This window comes from Halorubrum sp. AJ67, from assembly GCF_000513435.1.
In genome coordinates, this window is the sequence record NZ_CBVY010000002.1 from 133472 (window position 1) to 135380 (window position 1909).

Genomic DNA, 1909 nt, shown 5'->3' on the forward strand with positions numbered 1-1909 from the left:
CGAGCCGGCAGCCGAACCGACAGCCGAAACGGCCGCCGAGCCGACCGACGATCCCGTCGTCTCGGTGACCGTCCGCGGCGAGGAGGTGACCCAGCAGCCGATTCCCCGATCGCTGGCCGACGGCGACCTGCTCGTCAGCGCGCGCGACGACGACTGGACGTACATCGAGAACGTCGACGCCGGCGACGTCGAGCTGTACCACCGCCCCTCGGACCCGACCCAACAGGAGAACCTCGCGGTCGACCCCGACGAGCGAGCACAGGCGGTCATCGACCGGTTGAAGCCGGTCGTCGACGACCACGCGGAGCTGCTCCGCGAGCGCGGCGCGGCAGCGGCCGCCGAGCGTGGCGAGGACGGCGACGACGAGGTCGACGAGGATCTTGAAGCCCGTCTCGAAGCGCTCGGGTACAAGTGATGATCCGCGCGACGTTACGCAGCTTCGCGAGCGGCCCGCTCGCGGTCCAGATGCGTCGGTTCATCGTCGTCGGCGCGTTCACCGCGGGGATCCAGATGTGCCTGTTGTGGCTGTTCGATAGCGTCGCCGGGCTGAACTATCTCCTCGCCGCGACGATCGCCATCGAGATCACGATCCTCCTCTCGTACGTGTTCAACAACGCGTGGACGTTCCGGGCGCGCCAGAACACGGGCGTCTCCGAGTACTTCCGCGGCATGCTCAAGACGAACCTCGTTCGCGGGACCGCGTGGCCGATCCAGATCGGCGTCCTCTACGCGCTCGTCGAGTGGGGCGGGATGGTCGCGCTCGTCGCGAACGTGCCCGCGATCCTCATCAGCGGGTTGTACCGGTTCGTCCTCGACTACCAGTGGACGTGGGGGTGAGCCGGGAAGCGGCCCGGCGGCGGACCGGTAGCCGCCCGGGCCCGCCGCTCAAAAGGGCAGCCGCGGTTCGATGCGCTCGACGAGGTCGCGGACCGCCTCTTGCTTGTAGTAGCCGACCGCCGACGCGACCACGATGAGCGCGAGGAGCGCTATCGCCGAGAGGAACTGCCCGTTCGCGATCTCGCCACCGGCGTGGACGGCCAACACGTACGCCGGGAGTCGACCGACGGCGATGACGCCGATGAAGGTGGGGAGCGACCACTTCGTGAGCCCGCTCAGAAAGCAGATCGCGTCGTCGGGGAGCCCGGGGACGACGACGAACGCGAACAACCCGGGGATGCCCACGGTGTCGACGAAGCCGTCGAATCGGGCGACGACGTCTTCGTGGAGGACGCTCTCGACGAAGGAGCGACCGAACCGCTTCGAGAGCGAGAACGCGACCGCGCTGCCGATGAGGACGCCGGTGAGGCTGTACACGGTGCCCCAGAACGAGCCGAAGAGGTACCCCGCGACCACGGCGACCACCTGTCCCGGAATCGGGGCGACGATGACTTGGAGGGCCTGAATGCCGATGAAGACGATCGGCGCGAAGACTCCGAACCCGTCGAGCCACGTGCGGAGGGCCTGCCGGTCGGTGAGAAAGCCGGCGTAGCGGCTCACGAGGACGTAGAGCCCGACCGCGAGGACCGCGACACCGACCGCGGCCGCGATCCCCCGCCGGCGATCCGCCCGCGAGGAGAAGAGTTTCATTCGTGTCGTAGCGGGCGACAGAGCGACTTGAAGGTTACCGATAGCGTCACGCCAGCGGGTCGTCGCTCCAGTAGGCCATCCGCATCGGAATCTCCTCGTTATCTCGGTAGGTCACGTCGCCCGGGAGGAACCGGAGGTCGTCGACCGCGTGCCGGGCGACCACCGCCAGCCCGAGCGCGTCCACCGCGTCGTCGACGGTGGGGTCGGCGGCCGCCGACTCGCTCCGAGCGTCGTCGTCGGTCCCGGATTCGGCGTCGACCAGCTCTCGGCAGATCTGTCCGAGCGTCGCGCCCGGATCGTCGACGTGGCCGTCGAGCGCGGC

2 protein-coding genes and 1 pseudogene are annotated in these 1909 nt (G+C 68.9%); 2 read left to right on the forward strand and 1 reads right to left on the reverse strand.

Translation table 11 applies throughout. The features are described from left to right. Together BN903_RS02725 and BN903_RS02730 are read left to right on the forward strand one after the other, a co-directional pair. Positions 1-415 (forward strand): annotated as a pseudogene (locus tag BN903_RS02725) (sulfatase); the annotation flags it as partial. Continuing rightward, positions 415-837: a GtrA family protein gene (locus BN903_RS02730; protein WP_048076274.1), complete on the forward strand. Its 423-nt coding sequence runs from the start codon at positions 415-417 to the stop codon at positions 835-837. The pseudogene BN903_RS02725 and the gene BN903_RS02730, both read left to right, overlap by 1 nt. Before the next feature lie 48 nt (positions 838-885). On the opposite strand, the gene BN903_RS02735 is transcribed toward BN903_RS02730, so the two are convergent. Further along, a complete protein-coding gene (locus BN903_RS02735) occupies positions 886-1587 on the reverse strand; it encodes a TVP38/TMEM64 family protein (protein ID WP_048076275.1) in 702 nt (233 codons plus the stop codon). Positions 1588-1909 lie beyond the last annotated feature (322 nt).

Bases quoted from the DNA above. Each gene is read 5' to 3' on its own strand.
- BN903_RS02730 (WP_048076274.1), top strand. From the start codon at position 415: ATGATCCGCGCGACGTTACGCAGCTTCGCGAGCGGCCCGCTCGCGGTC.
- BN903_RS02735 (WP_048076275.1), bottom strand. From the start codon at position 1,587: ATGAAACTCTTCTCCTCGCGGGCGGATCGCCGGCGGGGGATCGCGGCC.